The organism is Paraburkholderia unamae, assembly GCF_003096875.1.
GTDB classification, from domain to species: domain Bacteria; phylum Pseudomonadota; class Gammaproteobacteria; order Burkholderiales; family Burkholderiaceae; genus Paraburkholderia; species Paraburkholderia unamae.
This window is the reverse complement of record NZ_QEOB01000012.1, coordinates 33,109-48,443: the sequence shown is the minus strand read 5'-3', so window position 1 is coordinate 48,443 and position 15,335 is coordinate 33,109. Positions and strand designations below refer to the sequence as shown.

Annotated in this window: 15 protein-coding genes; 9 read left to right on the top strand and 6 right to left on the bottom strand. The window is 65.8% G+C overall.

The window, feature by feature from the left end; all coding sequences use genetic code 11:
* Positions 1-4: 4 nt before the first annotated feature.
* On the bottom strand, positions 5-1,270 hold the full coding sequence (locus C7402_RS24230) for an MFS transporter (RefSeq protein WP_208948989.1): 1,266 nt from the start codon (positions 1,268-1,270) through the stop codon (positions 5-7).
* A 100-nt stretch (positions 1,271-1,370) separates the two neighbouring features.
* Entirely contained in the window at positions 1,371-2,429 is a 1,059-nt protein-coding gene (locus C7402_RS24225) for an alpha/beta fold hydrolase (RefSeq protein WP_112175209.1), read from the bottom strand.
* A gap of 495 nt (positions 2,430-2,924) precedes the next feature.
* Here C7402_RS24225 and C7402_RS24220 point away from each other — a divergent pair, with 495 nt between their 5' ends.
* The 5 genes from C7402_RS24220 (at position 2,925) to C7402_RS24200 (ending at position 6,841) form a co-directional block, all read left to right on the top strand.
* Positions 2,925-3,764 carry a transporter substrate-binding domain-containing protein gene (locus C7402_RS24220; protein ID WP_116612438.1) on the top strand — a complete coding sequence of 280 codons (840 nt, stop codon included), beginning with the start codon at positions 2,925-2,927 and terminating at the stop codon, positions 3,762-3,764.
* A 91-nt stretch (positions 3,765-3,855) separates the two neighbouring features.
* The gene (locus C7402_RS24215; protein ID WP_116612437.1) at positions 3,856-4,506 is read left to right on the top strand and encodes an amino acid ABC transporter permease; all 651 of its coding nucleotides are present in this window, start codon (positions 3,856-3,858) and stop codon (positions 4,504-4,506) included.
* A gap of 25 nt (positions 4,507-4,531) precedes the next feature.
* Positions 4,532-5,194 (top strand): amino acid ABC transporter permease, encoded by a 663-nt coding sequence (locus C7402_RS24210; protein WP_112175156.1) that lies wholly within the window; start codon positions 4,532-4,534, stop codon positions 5,192-5,194.
* Positions 5,195-5,209: 15 nt separating this feature from the next.
* On the top strand, positions 5,210-6,088 hold the full coding sequence (locus C7402_RS24205) for an amino acid ABC transporter ATP-binding protein (RefSeq protein WP_116612436.1): 879 nt from the start codon (positions 5,210-5,212) through the stop codon (positions 6,086-6,088).
* Between the two features lie 30 nt (positions 6,089-6,118).
* The gene (locus C7402_RS24200) at positions 6,119-6,841 is read left to right on the top strand and encodes a class II aldolase and adducin N-terminal domain-containing protein (protein WP_112175158.1); all 723 of its coding nucleotides are present in this window, start codon (positions 6,119-6,121) and stop codon (positions 6,839-6,841) included.
* An 83-nt stretch (positions 6,842-6,924) separates the two neighbouring features.
* Here C7402_RS24200 and argE read toward each other — a convergent pair whose 3' ends face one another.
* Genes argE through C7402_RS24180 form a run of 4 tightly spaced genes read right to left on the bottom strand, consistent with a single transcriptional unit; the run spans position 6,925 to position 10,555 of the window.
* Complete coding sequence (gene argE / locus C7402_RS24195) at positions 6,925-8,097, bottom strand: acetylornithine deacetylase (RefSeq protein ID WP_116612435.1); 1,173 nt, start codon at positions 8,095-8,097, stop codon at positions 6,925-6,927.
* Complete coding sequence (locus tag C7402_RS24190; RefSeq protein ID WP_116612434.1) at positions 8,090-8,767, bottom strand: DUF1028 domain-containing protein; 678 nt, start codon at positions 8,765-8,767, stop codon at positions 8,090-8,092. The genes argE and C7402_RS24190 overlap by 8 nt, the downstream gene beginning before the upstream one ends.
* A gap of 10 nt (positions 8,768-8,777) precedes the next feature.
* Positions 8,778-9,209, bottom strand: a complete 432-nt coding sequence (locus C7402_RS24185) for a RidA family protein (protein WP_112175161.1) — start codon at positions 9,207-9,209, stop codon at positions 8,778-8,780.
* On the bottom strand, positions 9,209-10,555 hold the full coding sequence (locus C7402_RS24180; protein WP_116612433.1) for a flavin-containing monooxygenase: 1,347 nt from the start codon (positions 10,553-10,555) through the stop codon (positions 9,209-9,211). The genes C7402_RS24185 and C7402_RS24180 overlap by 1 nt, the downstream gene beginning before the upstream one ends.
* Before the next feature lie 223 nt (positions 10,556-10,778).
* Here C7402_RS24180 and C7402_RS24175 point away from each other — a divergent pair, with 223 nt between their 5' ends.
* The 4 genes from C7402_RS24175 (at position 10,779) to C7402_RS24160 (ending at position 15,324) form a co-directional block, all read left to right on the top strand.
* Positions 10,779-11,705 (top strand): LysR family transcriptional regulator, encoded by a 927-nt coding sequence (locus C7402_RS24175; RefSeq protein ID WP_112175163.1) that lies wholly within the window; start codon positions 10,779-10,781, stop codon positions 11,703-11,705.
* Positions 11,706-11,840: 135 nt separating this feature from the next.
* A complete protein-coding gene (locus tag C7402_RS24170) occupies positions 11,841-12,992 on the top strand; it encodes an aromatic ring-hydroxylating oxygenase subunit alpha (RefSeq protein ID WP_116612432.1) in 1,152 nt (383 codons plus the stop codon).
* A gap of 44 nt (positions 12,993-13,036) precedes the next feature.
* Positions 13,037-14,272 (top strand): ABC transporter ATP-binding protein, encoded by a 1,236-nt coding sequence (locus C7402_RS24165; RefSeq protein ID WP_116612431.1) that lies wholly within the window; start codon positions 13,037-13,039, stop codon positions 14,270-14,272.
* A gap of 14 nt (positions 14,273-14,286) precedes the next feature.
* Positions 14,287-15,324: an ABC transporter substrate-binding protein gene (locus C7402_RS24160; RefSeq protein ID WP_224044754.1), complete on the top strand. Its 1,038-nt coding sequence runs from the start codon at positions 14,287-14,289 to the stop codon at positions 15,322-15,324.
* Positions 15,325-15,335 lie beyond the last annotated feature (11 nt).

The following is a 15,335-nucleotide window of genomic DNA, read 5'->3' as shown; positions in this document are numbered from 1 at the left end:
GGGCCTAGGCGCCCGCGCCGGTGCGCGAGCCGGTTTCCTTGAGGAACAGCGCGAGCACGATCGCAACGCCAATGCCGACCAGCAGCCACGCCCCTGCGGCGCGGAACACGGCGAGGTCGATCGGGCCGCCGTGGGCGTAGTGCGCGAGCAGCCGGCCGAACACGGGTGTGAGCCAGGCGCTGAAGGTGAACACGAGAAAGTTGATCGCGCCGGTTGCGCTGCCTTTCACGTTGTCCGGATTGACTTCCTTGATCACCGAGTACGGCAGCATGGCCGCGCCGGAGCCCACGCCGAGCAGCAGGCCCAGCACGTAATGCGGCGCGACGCCGGGCGGCAGGTAGAGGATGGCCGCGGCGCAGGCGAGCATGAGCAAGGCGCCCGCGAGCAGCACCGGTTTGCGGCGGCCGATGTGATCAGACAGATAGCCCAGCAGCGGGCAGCCGATCACCCAGCCGAGCGGCACCATGCTCGCGCGGTTGACCGCTTCGGCGTAGCCGACCTCCAGCCCGTTGCGCAGGAACGGCACGCCCCAGATCATGTCGCCGATCGTCGTCGGCAGGAACAGCAGGCCCGCGCAGAAGCCGCACAGATACGATTGCGGATTGGTCAGCACCACCTTGTACGGCGCGAACATCTTCGCCCACGAACCCCGGCTTGCCGGACCCTCGTCGTGTCCGGCCGGCGTGGCGAGGAACACGAGCACCGCGATCACGAAGAGACCGGCGCCCGAGAGCCACCAGAACTGCCGCCACGTGATGAGCTCGTGAATGAGCGGCCCGACCGCGAACTGGCCCGCGGAGCCGCCGAGCATGCCGAAACATTGCGTGAAGCCCACCGCCGTCGCGAGGTAGCGCGGCGGAAAGCCGTGCGTGGCGAGATACACCGCGCCGGTGAACGCGCAGGCGGAACCGGCGCCCTGCAACAGACGGCCGATCTGCGCGGACTCCGCGCTTCCGAGCCCGAACAGCCCCGCGCCGATCGCGACCAGCACGATGCCCACCGGAATCACGCTCTTGCCGCCGAGCCGGTCGAGCGCCGCGCCCGCGAGGATCGAAAACAGCGAATAGGTGTAGTAGTACAGCCCGACCAGCGTGCTCACGCCCACCGCGTCGCGGCCGAACGCCGCCGAAAGCTCCGGGACCATCACGCCCGGCGCCGAGCGCAGCGCATATTGCATGAAGTAGAAGACGATGCAAAAGAGCCACGCGATCACGAAGCCGATATGCATGGGCTCGCGAGCCGTCTGGGCCTGCGCGGAACGGGAAGTCACACTCGCCATATCGGGCCTCTTCGCTTGACGGACTGCATGAAATTGAAGCGCGGGCATCCGCGCATCGCCGATGCCCGCAGCTCTACCGGCTCTACCCGGTCTAGGCGGCTGCCGCCACCCAGGCGGCGATTGCCGGCCAGGTCTCCTTGAGCGTGCGCGAGCCCATGAAGAGGCCGATATGGCCGCCCGGCACGAGACGCTTCTCGATGCGCTCGGGCGGCGTGCCCAGGTATTTCTCGGCGTCGAACACCTGCTCCTTCGTGGTGATGTCGTCCGACTCGCCCGCGAGCAGATAAACCGGGCATGTAATCGCTTTCAGGTTCAACGTGCGGCCGAGCGCGACGAACGTGCCTTTCGCGAGCCGGTTCTCCCTGAAAATCTGCCGGATGGTTTGCAGATACCAGCGCCCGGGCAGGTCGAGCGGGTTCTCGTACCAGCTCTGGAAGGCCTCCTCCTTTTTCACGTACACCGGGTCGTCGATGTGCTCGTACAGATCGACGTGCTCCGTCACGTAGTGCTGGTCCGGGTGCATGTTCTTCCATCCCCGCAGCATGAAACGGCCGCGCATCAGGCCGCCGCCAAGCTTCACCAGCTCCTCGTAGAACGACTCGGGATACGTGTGCACCATCCGCTTGATGGGACCGTCGCCCGCGTCGGTGTCGATGGGCGAGCCCGCGAGCACGAGACTCGCGACCTTGTGCGGAAAGCGCGCGGCGTACATGGCCGACATCCAGCCGCCCTGGCACAGGCCCACCAGGTTCACGCGGCCGCCGAGTTCGTCGACGCACACGTTGATCTCGGCGAGGTACTGGTCGATCTCCAGATCCTTCATGTCCTCCGTCGCCGACTTCCAGTCGGTCAGGAAAAGCCGCGACAGTCCGTGCTCGCGCAACGTTTGCATCAGGCTCTGACCCGGCTGGAAGTCGGCGATCATCGCGCGGTGGCCCGCGTACGGCGCATCGACGATGGTCGGCAGGCCCTGCGGGTTGTCGCCGGAGTAGTCGCGCAGCACCATCGTGCGCAGGTCCAGCAGCGGCCGGCTGGCCGTGGCGAGCGCGGGATGCAGCTCGAAATGGAGCCGTTCTTCTTCCGCGAGGAAAGCGAGATTTCTGGCCGACAGCGAAGCGCCGGCTTCGATCAGCGCGGCGGTGGCCGCCATCGGCCAGAAGATCGGCAGCGCGAGCATCGACGTACTACCGGGGCTTTGAGTTTGACGAGTGGGGCTCAAGAGCATTTCTCCATGCTTGGGGCAGCGTGTGGAAATCAAACGAGTTTCGGCAAAGGGCGGGGAACAGGCGGTGGATCTGGGGAAAATGGCGTCGGCATCGCACGCACTGACAGAGAACGACACAGACAAAGATTAAGCACCTTCTGAAAAGAAGGCGCATTGATTTATATCAAATTTATTGCGCCGCACAATCGAAGCTGTGCACGGCCGCCCGTCCGCCCGCGACACGCCCGTGGTGGCGCACTCGCAGCTTGAAACCGGCATCCCGACGTTTGCTGACATCGACCCGTTTCAGTCATAGGCAAAACCTTTCCACTTCATCGGGAAACAATATTTTCTCGGGATTGTGACCAGGTAAATTGCCTGGGTGGCCGCACCGCACCCCGCTATGTCGGGGCCCTCCCCGCCGCTTCAGGACGACGACCCATGAATCTTTTCCAACGCTGGAAACACCACGTTTGTGCCGCCATGATGCTGACCGCGAGCCTGGCCGCGAGTCTGCCCGCCCACGCCGACGACCTGCTTGGCCGCGTCAGGCAGCAAGGCGAACTCGTTGTCGGAACCGAGATGCAGTTCGCGCCGTTCGACTTCCTGGAGAACGGCCAGCAAGCCGGCTTCAACAAGGATCTGTTCGCCGCCGTCGGCAAAATCATGGGCGTGAAGGTGCGCTTCATCGACCTGCCCTGGGACAGCGTGCTGCCCGGCCTCGACGCGAAGAAGTTCGACATGGTCGCCGGCCCCCTCACGGTCACGAAGGCGCGCATGGAACGCTACGCCTTCACTTATCCGATCGCCGACGCCACCGACGCGCTTCTCAAGCGCGCCAGCGACGCGAGCATCAAGCAGCCCTCGGATATCGCGGGCAAGGTCGTCGGCGCGCAAAAGAGCAGCGCGCAGAACGAGCAGTTGAAGACTTACGCCGCGACGCTCAAGCAGACGCCCGAAGTGCGCGAATACGTCGACAACAACCAGGCCTACGCCGATCTCGCGTCGGGGCGCCTCGCCGCCGTCGCGAACTCGCTCACGAATATCGCCTATGTCGCGAAGCAGCGCCCGGCCGTGTTCGCGGTCGTGCAGCCCGCGTTCGGCTCGAAGGTGTATTTCGCCTATTGCATGCGCAAGGATGCGGACAGCCAGTCGCTCGACGACGCTTTCAACGCCGCCATCAGCACGCTGAACAAGAACGGCGAGCTGGCGGCGCTGCAAAAGAAGTGGTTCGGCGTGGCCGTGAGCCTGCCGATGGCCGTGCCGACGCCCAATACCTGAGCGCGGCAAAAGTCGCGGGAAAAGTCGCGCCAACAGTCGCGGCACCCATAGCGCGCCGTCCGCACCTCACACTTCGACAAGGCGATTCGACATGTTCAGTCTGAGCGCGTTCTGCGATGCCCTGCCCCTGCTGCTTCACGCGTCGCTCATGACGCTCGCCGTTTCGTCGGCCGGGCTCGTGATCGGCTTCTTCATTGCGCTCGTGGTGTGCGCGGCGCGGCTTTCCCCGAAGCCCGCGCTGCGCATTGCCGCCACGGTGTACGTGCGCGTGCTGCGCGGCATTCCGTTGCTCGTGCAACTTCTTCTGGTTTATTACCTGCTGCCGTTCGTCGGCATCAACGTGCCGCCGCTCACGGCGGCCATCAGCGCCGTGTCGCTCTGTTCGGCAGCGTATATCGCCGAAATCCTGCGCGGCGGCTTTGCGAATCTCGCTCGCGGGCAAACCGAGGCGGCGCGCATGCTCGGGCTCTCGGCATTCGATCAGCTTCGGCGCGTGCAGATTCCCCTGGTGCTGCGCTCGACTTTGCCGTCGCTCGTCAACGAGATGGTGCTGCTGATCAAGGCGTCGTCGCTCATTTCGGTCGTCGGCATCGCGGAAGTCACGCGCACCGCGCAGAACATCGCGGCCAGCACCTATCAGCCGCTCGAAGCGTATGCCGCGGCGGGCCTGATCTATTTCATCCTGTGCGGCACCCTGGCGTTGCTGGCGCACGGCGCGGAGCGGCGCCTGCGCGCCGCCTGACGCGAGCGCGCATACGGAGCCGACCATGTCCCAGTTCGACTTGCATGTCATCACGAACAATCTGCCGCAAATCGGCGCGGGCTTCGCCACGACTGTCGGCATGTGGCTCGCGGGTGTCGCGCTCGGCGCGGCCATCGGCCTCGCGGTCGCGCTGGCGCAGCTAAGCGGCGGCCGCGCCTTGCGCGCGCTGCTGCGCGCCTATATCGAACTCTTTCGCGGCACGCCTTTTCTCGTGCAGCTTTTCCTGCTCTATTACGGCGGCCCCGCGCTGGGTTTGATGCTCACGCCCGCGAGCGCGGGCGTGGCGAGCCTCGCGCTCTACGCGGGCGCCTATTTTGCCGAAGTCTTTCGCGGCGGCTTCGCCTGCGTGCCGCGCGGCCATCTCGAAGCGGCCGTGTGTCTCGGCCTCACCCGCTGGCAGGCGATCTGGCGCATCGAGCTGCCGCAAATGCTGGCGCTCATCACGCCCGCGCTCGCGAATCTCACGATCGTGCTCAGCAAGGAAACGGCCGTGCTCTCGATCGTGACGGTGCCCGAACTCACCTTCGTGCTGACCGGCATCGGCTCCGCGACCTTCGCCTTCGTGGAAACGCTGCTCGTGCTGTGCGTCTGCTACCTGCTGCTTGTCGAAGCGGCGACACTCGCCGGCAACTGGGCCGAACGGCGCGTGAGCCGCTTCCTGGCATGAACCCTGGAGATCCGCATGAATAATCCGGCCGAACCCGGCGAACACGCGAGCGCTTTTCTGGGCGCGGGCGCCCCGCACGCTTCGAGCGCGCCGCTGATCCAGGTGAGGGATCTCTACAAGCGCTTTGGACACACCGACATCTTGCGCGGCGTCGATCTGAGCATCGCGAAGTCGGAGGTCGTGTGCATCATCGGGCCGTCCGGTTCCGGCAAGAGCACGCTGCTGCGCTGCATCGCGGGGCTCGAAACCTACGATCACGGCGACGTGCGCATTGAAGGCGAACTGCTCGGCTACGTCGATCGCGGCGGCCGGCGCGTGCGCGCGGCGGCGCGCGAGGTGAACCGCGTGCGCCGCAATGTCGGCATGGTGTTTCAGCAGTTCAACCTGTGGCCGCACATGACGGCGCTGGCGAACGTGAAGGAAGCGCTCTTGCGCGTGCGCGGCCTGTCGAATCAGCAGGCGGACGAACGCGCGGGCAAGATGCTGGAGATGGTCGGTCTGTCGCACAAGGCGGACGCGTACCCGTCGCGGCTTTCCGGCGGCCAGCAGCAACGCGTCGCGATTGCGCGCGCGCTCGCCATGGCGCCGCACATCATGCTCTTCGACGAACCGACTTCGGCGCTCGATCCCGAACTCGTCGGCGAGGTGTTGCAGGTGATGAAGCAGCTTGCGCGCGACGGCATGACGATGGTCGTCGTCACGCACGAAATGGGCTTCGCCGCGCAGATGGCCGACACGGTCGTCTTCATCGATCAAGGTCGCGTTGCCGTGCGCGGCGCGCCGCAACACGTGTTTCGCGAGTCGGAGAACCCGCGTTTCAAGCAGTTCCTGCAAAACTATCTGGACCGCAATGCCTTCTGGTCCGGCGCGCCGGGCGCGCGCAATCCAGCGTGATCCCCCTCGAATCCCCCACTCCCTTTCACCATGAGCGAATCTGAACTGCGTATCGATCTGGCCGCGGCCTTCCGGTGCTTCGCACGCCTGAACATGCACGAAGCGGTCGCGAATCATTTGAGCGTGGCCGTGTCTGACGACGGCCGCCGCTTCCTGACCAACCCGAAGTGGATGCACTTCTCGCGCATCAAGGCGAGCGACCTCGTGCTGCTCGACGCCGACGACCCCGCGAGCCTCGCGGGCGGCAAGGTCGATCCGACGACATGGGCGATTCACGGTCAGTTGCACCGCCGCCTGCCGCACGTGCGCGTCGCCATGCATCTGCATCCGGTTTATGCCACGACGATCTCCACGCTCGAAGATCCCGTGGTCCTGCCGATCGAACAGAATACCGCGCGCTATTTCAACCGCATCGCGCTCGACACGGCATTCTCCGGCATGGCCGACTCCGAAGACGAAGGCGCGCGCCTCGTCGCGCTGCTCGACGGCAAGTCGCGCCTGATGATGGGCAATCACGGCGTGATGGTGTGCGCGCCGACCATCGGCGAAGCATTCGACGACATGTACACGCTGGAGCGCGCCTGCCAGATTCTCGTGAACGCCTATGCGACAGGCAAGCCACTGCGCGTGCTCTCCGACGCCGTCGCCGAACGCACCGCGCGCGACTGGGAAAGCATTGCGGACTTCTCGATCGCGCACTTCGAAGAAATGAAGAAAGTGCTCGACGCGGAAGATCCGTCTTATCGGGACTAAATGCGCAGACTCGATGCGGCGCATGAAAAGGGCGCGTGCGAATCAACGCACACGCCCTTTTTGAGCCGCTTAGAAAGCGCCGCTTAACCGGCCGTTTGCAGGTGCTGCGCGAGACGCAACAACATCGCATCGCAGCGATCCAGTTGATCGAGCGTGACGAACTCGTCCGGCTTGTGGCCTTGATCCATGCTGCCGGGCCCGCACACCACGGTCGGAATGCCCGCCTGCGCGAAGAGACCGCCCTCGGTGCCGAATGCCACCGTGCCGAAGTCGCTCGATTCGCACAGCCGCGCGAGCAGTTGCGCAACCTCGCTCTCAGGCGGCGTGGCCAGCCCCGGATACGCGTTGAGCGCTTCGAAGCGGATGCCGGTATCGGCGTGCACCGCGCGCATTTTCGGCACGAGTTCGCTCTCGGCGTAACGCTTCAGATCGTCGGCGACCGTGAGCGCGTCGAAGCCCGGCACCGTACGCACTTCGAAGTCGAATTCGCATTCGGCGGGCACGATGTTCAGCGCGCGGCCGCCCTTCACAACGCCGGTTTGCAGCGTGGAAAACGGCGGATCGAATCGCGCGTCGCGATACTCGGGCCGCGCGAGTTCGTCGCCGATCGCCTCCAGCTTGTTGATGAGGCGCGCCGCATACTGGATCGCGTTCACGCCGTACGGCGCATAAGCCGAATGACACGCCGCGCCTTTCACATGGCAGCGCATCGCGAGCTTGCCCTTGTGACCCAGCACGGGCTTGAGTTCCGTCGGCTCGCCGATCAGGCACACGCGCGGCGCGTGCGCGCGCTGCGCGAGTTCGGCGAGCATGGGCCGCACGCCGAGGCAGCCGATTTCCTCGTCGTACGAAAACGCGAGATGCACCGGCATGGCGAGCGGCGCGCGCTGGAAGGCGGGCACCGCCGCCAGCACGCACGCGATGAACGATTTCATGTCGGCCGTGCCGCGTCCGTAGAGGCGTCCGTGCTTCTCGGTCAGGCGGAACGGCTCAACCGTCCATACCTGGCCGTCCACGGGCACGACGTCGGTGTGGCCCGAAAGCACGATGCCGCCGCGATCGCGCGGACCGATTGTCGCGAACAGATTGGCCTTGGTGCGCTGCGCGTTGTAGAACAGCTCGCACTCCACGCCCAGACCCGCGAGATACGCCTCGATGAATGCGATGAGTTCGAGGTTCGAATCGCGGCTCACGGTCGCGAAGCCGATCAGGCGCTCCAGCATCGCGCGGCTCGTCGTCTCGCGCGGCTCACTCATCGCCTGGCACTCCGTAGCTTGGCGCGGCCGTGGGGTTCAGCGCGCGCGTGATGTAGTCCTGCATCTGCGGGCGGTACGCCTCCCACAGGCCGCCCAGCGCGGCAATGGGTGCTTCGTCGGCCCAGTCGACCCGCAGATCGACGATGGGCCAGACCTGCGCATCGACGATCTTGAGCGCCGCCGAATGCACCGGCCCCGCTTCGCCGCCCGCCTCGAGCGCCGCGTGCATGGCCGCCAGCAAACGGTCCGCGAGCACGCCCGGCGTGCTCTCGAACGCCTGCGCCATCGCGTCGATCACCTGTTCGTGAGCGAGCATGTTGCCCGCCGCGACGCATTGATCGCCCGCGCGCGCATGGTTGCGCCCGAGCGTGCGCTCGCCCGTGAACAGCGCCGTGCGCCCCGCGCTGTCCACGGCCGTGACCTGCCGGTAAGCGCTATACGGGTCCAGGGCGAGCGCGCGTTGCAACGCAGCCTCCGGCGCGAGCTTGTCGCGCTCCAGCAAGTCGAGCACCTGCGCGCCGAGCGCGGGCAGCGTGACATTCTGCGTCGACACCACGCCCACGCCCGCGCGTGCCCACGCGCAGCGCGCGCCCACGGCGATGCTCGACGAGCTGACGGCAATGCCCAGTTGCCCGCTCTGCGGGCAACGTCCCACGATCGAGAAGGTCATGGCCCGCTCCTCAGTCCTGTACCGGCTTCCAGTTATCGGGAATCACGGCGATCACGTCGATTTCCATGAGCCATTGCGGCTGCCCGAGTGCGCTCACGACGAGCCCCGTCGAAATCGGGAACACGCCCTTCAGCCACTTGCCGACTTCCTGATAAACGGGCTCGCGATAACGCGGATCGATCAGATACGTCGTCGTCTTGACGATGTGCGTGAGGTCGCTGCCCGCTTCTTCGAGCAGTTGCTTGATGTTCTTCATCGCCTGCCCGGCCTGCGCGCGCGGATCGCCGAGGCCGACCAGATTGCCGTCGAAGTCGGTGCCCACCTGGCCGCGCACGTAAACCGTGTTGCCCGCTCGGACGGCCTGGCACAGGTCGTTGTCGAGCGACTGGTTCGGGTACGTGTCCTTCGTGTTGAACATGCGGATACGGGTATGCGTAGGCATCAATTCACTCCCAGTTCGTTGAGATTCGGCTCGCCCGGCGCCTGCACGGCGTCGTGCCCGGCGGATGCCGCGCGGCGCTGCGCGGCGTCGCGATAGTCGAGATATTTGCGTTGCGTGGCGATCTGGTCGGCCAGATGCTTCGCGTCGTGCCACACGCCCCAGATGAACGACGAGCCGCGCCGCGACAGCCACGGCAAGCCGAGGAAATACACGCCGGGCTCCTTCGAGACGCCGCGTTGATGGCGCGGCTTGCCCTTTTCGTCGAAGGCGTCGACCTCGAGCCACGCATAGTCCTGCGCATAGCCGGTCGCCCAGATGATCGTGCTCACGCCCGCTTCGGCGAGATCGAGCGTGAGGATCGGATGCGTCACGCACTCGGGATCGGCGGGAATATCGCGCGCGTGTGGATCTTCCGGCAACGCCACGCCGTTGCGTTCGACATAGGCGTCGGCGGCGTCGAGCAGCGTGAAAAGACTTTGATCGCCGCGCGTGAGATTGGCGGCGAGATCGTCGGCGAAGGTGACGACGTGGCCTTCGAACGATTGCGTCACGCCCACGAGCGTCATGCCCTGGTGCGCCAGTGCGCGGAATTCGACGGTCTGCCCGCCGCGCGCGCCGCTCACGGCAATCGTCACGTGCTCCCGGCCCGGCCCCGCGACTTCCTTGTCCCACTCGCCGAGCACGCCCAGCCACCAGCAAAAATCGCGATTGCGGTACGCGCGCGGCGGCCGGTCGTGCGCGCCCACCGAAAGATAGACCTTGCGGCCCGCGCGCATGAGTTCGTCGGCGATCTGCACGCCCGAGGAGCCCGCGCCCACGACCAGCACCGCGCCGGGCGGCAACTGCTCGGGATTGCGGTAATCGACGGAGTGCATTTGCGTGAGCGTCGCGTCCCCAAGTGCGGCCGGTGCGATCGGCGGAATCACGGGGCGCTGGAACGGCCCGGTCGCGACCACCACGCGTTGCGCGTCGATCACGCCATCGGACGTCTCCACGCGAAAACCGGGGCGGCCCGCGTGACGGGTCACGCGCGTGACCTCCACGCCGGTGCGGATCGGCGCGTGATACTTGCGGGCGTAGGCCTCGAAATAGTCGGCGACCTGATCCTTCGAGGCGAAGGCGTCCGGGTCCAGCCCCTCGAACTCCATGCCGGGAAAACGATCGTGCCACGCCGGACCGTTCGCGACGAGCGAATCCCAGCGCGCGGTGCGCCAACGCTCGGCAACGCGATCGCGTTCGAGCACGAGATGCGGCACGCCGATGCGGCTGAGATGCTCGCTCATCGCAATGCCGGCCTGCCCGGCCCCGACGATGAGCGTGTCGATTGACGTCGTGTCAGCCGTCATGGCTGCCTCCTTCTGAAAAGCGATGCGGGACGGGCCGCACAGGGCCCGCGGATAGCGGAGACCGGAGAGGGTCCGAGAGATCCGGCCGTGTCAGGGGAGAAAATTTACGCCCGGCGCTTGCGCCCACAAACTACTTAAAAAAAATGCGTTGCATTGTTTTTCGCTATGCAAGCATCCCCCGCGTGATCGACAATGTTTTGGTCGGCAATCCTCAGGAGAGGCGATGGATCACAATCCGTTGCGCTATTCGCTGCGCCAGTTGCGCTATTTCGTCGTGGCCGCGGAAGCGCTGTCCTTCACCGCCGCGGCGCGGCGCCTGCACATTTCGCAGCCGTCGATCTCGACGGCGCTCGCGGACCTGGAGGCGTCGTTCGGCGTGCAGCTGTTCATCCGGCATCACGCCAGCGGGCTTTCGCTCACGCATTCGGGACGCGATCTGCTCGGCCATGCGCGCAATCTGCTCAAGAACGCCGAGGAATTGCAGCTTGCGGCGAGCGAAATGGACGGCGGCATGAGCGGCTCGATTTCGCTGGGTTGCCTCGTGTCGCTCGCGCCGCCGCTCATGCCGGGCATCATCAGCCGCTTCGTGAAGGAGCACGCGGGCATCGGGTTTCGCACCACGGAGGCGCATCAGGACGTGCTGTTCGGGGGCCTGAGCGACGGCTCGCTCGACATCGTGCTCACCTATAGCCTCGATATCGCGGACGGCATCGCCTTCACGCCGCTGCTTTCGCTGCCGCCCTATGTGCTGCTGCCGAGAACGCACCGGCTCGCGCGCGCGCACAAGGTCTCGCTCGCCGAGCTGCTCGAAGAACCCTATGTGATGCTCGATCTGCCGCACAGCCGCGAATATTTTTCCGCGCTGTTCGATTCGGTCGGCACGCGCCCGGTGCCCACTTTTCGCTCGTCGCAACCCGAAGTCGTGCGCGGCATGGTGGCGAACGGCCTGGGCTACAGCATCCTCAATTTCCCGCTCAAATCCACGCGCACTGTGGACGGCGAGCACTTCGTCATCAAGCACTTCAAGGACAACGTGAGCGCGACGACGCTCGGCATCGCGCAGTCGAGCGGCATGCGCTCGCGCCGCATCGTGCAGCACTTCGCGGCGTTCTGCGAAGCCTATGTGCGCGAGCTCGACGTGCAGGAGTAGCGGCGCCTCCAGCCAGCCCCGGGAGCCATGCCTATAAGTTTTCCCTATCCTTTACATGGGAAAACAATATTTTGACTGGTAATTTGGATTGTTAGATTGGAGTCCATGCACAGCCCATCAGGTCATGGAGGCCGCATGGCATCACTCCTCTCGTCCCCCGCCGACGGACACGAATTGCTCGGCGCGCTGCGCGCCAATTGCGAGCGCCCGTTCGAAGACGCCCGCTCCATGCCGCCGGGCGTCTATACGTCAGAGGCATTTCTCGCACTAGAACAGCGCGACGTTTTTCGCAACGAATGGCTCTGCGTCGGCCGCGTGAGCGAACTGGCGAAACCCGGCGACTATCTGACGACCCAGATCGACGACCAGCCCGTGGCCGTGCTGCGCGACACGAACGGCGAACTGCGCGCGTTCTCGAACGTCTGTCTGCATCGCATGTCGGTGCTGCTCGAAGGCAGCGGCAACGTCCGGCGCATCGTCTGCCCGTATCACGCCTGGAATTACACGCTCGACGGCGCGCTCGCCGGCGCGCCGCTGATGGACCGCCAGCCCGGCTTCTGCAAGGAGCACTACAAGCTGCCCTCGGTGCGCTGCGAAACGTGGCAAGGCTGGATCTACGTGACGCTGAACGACGACGCGCCGCCCGTCGCCGAGCAGCTCGCCGGGCTCACCGCCCTGATCGAGCCGTACGGCATGACCGACTACGTGCAGACCTTCCACGAAGAGCACGTGTGGGACACGAACTGGAAGCTCCTCGCCGAGAACTTCATGGAGAGCTATCACCTGCCGATGCTGCATCGCGCGACGGTGGGCCCGCATTCGAAGCTCGAGGAAATGGAATGTCCGCCGGGCCTGCCCGCGTTCAACTATCACTGGATCACGAAGGAAGCGACGCTGCCGATCGGCAACGCGCATCCGGCCAACCAGCGTTTGCAGGGCCACTGGCGGCGCACCACGGCGCTGCTCGCGATCTATCCCACGCACCTCGTGACGCTCACGCCCGGTTACTTCTGGTACCTGATCCTGCAACCGAAGGGCGTGGGCCAGGTGCATATCCGCTTTGGCGGGGGCCTCGCGCCCGAGTTCATCGACGACCCGAAAGCGGCCGACTACATGGCCACGCTGAAAACACTGCTCGACGAAGTCAACGCCGAAGACCGCCACGGCGTGGAGTCCGTGTTCCGCGGCGTGCACGCGCCGCTCGCGCGCGCCGGGCACCTGAGCCACCTGGAGCGGCCCAATTACGATTTCGCGCGCTATCTCGCGCGCCGCATTGGCGCGTCGTGAGCCGCGCGCCTCGTTCCTCGCCGACCGACATTTGATGCCGTCCCATGCAAAGCGAACCGTTTATTTCATTTCAAGGCGTCAGCAAGTCGTATGACGGCGTGCACAGCGTGGTCGACGGGCTCGACCTCGACGTCGTGCGCGGCGAATTCGTCTCGCTGCTCGGACCTTCGGGCTCCGGAAAAACCACCACGCTGATGATGCTCGCGGGCTTCGAATCGCCCACGCGCGGCGAGATTCGCCTCGCCGGCAAGCGTCTCGACGACAAGCCGCCGCACCGCCGCGACATCGGCATGGTGTTCCAGAACTACGCGCTCTTTCCGCATATGACGATCGCGGAAAACGTGGCGTTTCCCCTCTCGGTGCGCAAGGTGAGCCGCAGCGAGCAGCAGGCGCGCGTCGCGCGCGCGCTCGACATGGTCGAACTCGGGCATCTCGCGAAACGCCGTCCCGCGCAGTTGTCGGGCGGCCAGCAACAGCGCGTCGCGCTGGCGCGCGCGCTCGTGTTCGAGCCGAGCGTCGTGCTGATGGACGAGCCGCTCGGCGCGCTCGACAAGCGCCTGCGCGAAACCATGCAGTACGAAATCATGCGCCTGCATCGCGACCTCGCGCTGACCGTCGTCTACGTGACGCACGATCAGCATGAAGCGCTGACGATGTCCGATCGCGTCGCCGTGTTTTCCGATGGCCGCATCCAGCAGGCCGCCGCGCCGACCGAGCTTTACGAGAACGCGGCCAACGCGTTCGTCGCGAGTTTCGTCGGCGAGAACAACGGCTTGAAGGGGCGCGTCACCTCGACGGACGGCGAATGGGCCGCGCTGCAACTCGCCGAAGGCGGCACCGTGCATGGCCGCGCGGGAGCGGAACTCAAGCCGGGCGACACGGCGATGCTCGCGCTGCGTCCCGAGCGCGCGCATATCGCCGCGACCGAGGCGAGCGTGCTCGACGCGCAGCGGCAGAACCTCAACGCCGTGCACGCGTTCGTCCACGAACTCGTCTATTGCGGCGATCACCACCGCGTGCATCTGAAACTTGCGAACGGCGAAGCCCTCGTCGTCAAGGTGCCGAACACCCAGCATCACGAGCTGCCCGCGCTCGGCCACCAGACCGTGGTGACCTGGCGGCGCGACGACTGCAAGGTGCTGCCCGTCACCGTCACTTCCAGCGCGCACGCGCCGGCCGGGGAATCCGGCGCGCGCGCCGCGTCGTCACCGCCGTCCCCGCAATCCCCTCAGTCCATTCCATCCGCCTCGCCATCCATCGCAGGAGTCAAGCAAGCATGAAAACGAATCGCTCTATGATCCGCACCGCCCTCGCCGCCTGCGGCCTCGGCGTGGTCGCCATGACCGGCGCACACGCGGCCGACACGATCTCGGTCGTGACGTTCGGCGGCGCTTATGAAGCGGCCGCGAAAAAGGCGTGGTTCGAGCCCTTCACCGCGAAGACCGGCGACCAGTTCAGCACCGAATCGTACGACGGCGGCCTCGCCAAGCTCCAGGCGATGGAGCAGGCCAAGAATCCGACGTGGGACCTGATCGACCTCGAAACCAACGACGCCATCAATGCCTGCGACGAAGGCCTGCTGGAAAAGTTCGACAAGAAATCGCTCGGCAACACCGCCGACTTCCTGCCAGGTTCGATCAGCGATTGCGCGGTCGGCGCGATGGTCTGGTCGACGGTCTACGCCTACGACACGAGCAAGCTGAAAGCCGCGCCGACCACCATCGGCGACTTCTTCGACCTGAAGAAATTCCCGGGCAAGCGCGGCATGCGCAAGTCGCCCAAGGTGGCGATGGAGTGGGCGCTGATCGCCGACGGCGTCGCCCCGCAGGATGTGTACAAGACGCTCGCCACGCCCGCCGGCGTCGATCGCGCGTTCAAGAAGCTCGACACGATCAAGTCGAACATCGTCTGGTGGGACGCGGGCGCCCAGGCGCCGCAGCTGCTCGCCGACGGCGCGGTGGTCATGACCCAGGCCTACAACGGCCGCATCGACGACGCCGTCCACAAGGACAAGAAGCCGTTCAAGGTCGTGTGGGACGCACAGGTGTACGACTACGAATGGTGGGGCGTGCCGGCCGGTGCGAAGCATGGCGACGCGGCGCGCAAGTTCATCGTCGCGTCGTCCACGCCGCAGGCCTACGCCGATCTGTCGAAGTACATCGCCTACGCGCCGCCGCGCAAGAACGCGATTCCGCTGATCGACAAGGCGCGCCTGAACGACCTGCCGACCGCGCCCGCGAACTTCAAGCGGCCGTTGCAGATCGACGCAACCTTCTGGGCCGACAACGCCGACGCGATCAACAAGCGCTTCCAGAACTGGCTCACGCAGTAACGCGAGCCCGC

Bases quoted from the DNA above. Each gene is read 5' to 3' on its own strand.
- C7402_RS24225 (WP_112175209.1), bottom strand. From the start codon at position 2,429: ATGGCGGCCACCGCCGCGCTGATCGAAGCCGGCGCTTCGCTGTCGGCC.
- C7402_RS24220 (WP_116612438.1), top strand. From the start codon at position 2,925: ATGAATCTTTTCCAACGCTGGAAACACCACGTTTGTGCCGCCATGATG.
- C7402_RS24215 (WP_116612437.1), top strand. From the start codon at position 3,856: ATGTTCAGTCTGAGCGCGTTCTGCGATGCCCTGCCCCTGCTGCTTCAC.
- C7402_RS24210 (WP_112175156.1), top strand. From the start codon at position 4,532: ATGTCCCAGTTCGACTTGCATGTCATCACGAACAATCTGCCGCAAATC.
- C7402_RS24205 (WP_116612436.1), top strand. From the start codon at position 5,210: ATGAATAATCCGGCCGAACCCGGCGAACACGCGAGCGCTTTTCTGGGC.
- C7402_RS24200 (WP_112175158.1), top strand. From the start codon at position 6,119: ATGAGCGAATCTGAACTGCGTATCGATCTGGCCGCGGCCTTCCGGTGC.
- argE (WP_116612435.1), bottom strand. From the start codon at position 8,097: ATGAGTGAGCCGCGCGAGACGACGAGCCGCGCGATGCTGGAGCGCCTG.
- C7402_RS24190 (WP_116612434.1), bottom strand. From the start codon at position 8,767: ATGACCTTCTCGATCGTGGGACGTTGCCCGCAGAGCGGGCAACTGGGC.
- C7402_RS24185 (WP_112175161.1), bottom strand. From the start codon at position 9,209: ATGCCTACGCATACCCGTATCCGCATGTTCAACACGAAGGACACGTAC.
- C7402_RS24180 (WP_116612433.1), bottom strand. From the start codon at position 10,555: ATGACGGCTGACACGACGTCAATCGACACGCTCATCGTCGGGGCCGGG.
- C7402_RS24175 (WP_112175163.1), top strand. From the start codon at position 10,779: ATGGATCACAATCCGTTGCGCTATTCGCTGCGCCAGTTGCGCTATTTC.
- C7402_RS24170 (WP_116612432.1), top strand. From the start codon at position 11,841: ATGGCATCACTCCTCTCGTCCCCCGCCGACGGACACGAATTGCTCGGC.
- C7402_RS24165 (WP_116612431.1), top strand. From the start codon at position 13,037: ATGCAAAGCGAACCGTTTATTTCATTTCAAGGCGTCAGCAAGTCGTAT.
- C7402_RS24160 (WP_224044754.1), top strand. From the start codon at position 14,287: ATGATCCGCACCGCCCTCGCCGCCTGCGGCCTCGGCGTGGTCGCCATG.